Below are 295 nucleotides of genomic sequence, written 5' to 3'. Positions count from 1 at the left end.
GTTAAATCATTTTATGATATTGATATTGGATACAAAGTACTTAAAGTCGTATCAATTGTAGCTACTTTTTTTCTTTTTATTCAAATAATGGGCGTAACTATATTTCATATTTATATACCAGGCACACTTCCGGGAGTTCCTGTAATGAGAGATGAATTAGAGCTTTTTAATGAGACTGTGATGGGAAGTAACATGGTAATTCGTCCAAGATCTATCTTTAATGAGCCTGCAGAATATGCAACTTATACGAGCCTTTTTCTTGCGGTTGAATTGCTTCTTAGTAAAAAAGAGCATA

The 295-nt window shown here is 32.5% G+C and carries 1 protein-coding gene; it reads left to right on the top strand.

Going from position 1 to position 295, the window contains the following annotated elements; all coding sequences use genetic code 11:
- Positions 1 to 295: hypothetical protein (locus NE591_RS14890; protein ID WP_256157061.1), on the top strand; the 295-nt coding region annotated here is incomplete at both ends.

The sequence above is a fragment of the Adlercreutzia sp. DFI.6.23 genome, from assembly GCF_024462535.1.
Classification (GTDB): domain Bacteria; phylum Actinomycetota; class Coriobacteriia; order Coriobacteriales; family Eggerthellaceae; genus Adlercreutzia; species Adlercreutzia rubneri.
This window is presented reverse-complemented; position numbering and strand designations above follow the sequence as displayed.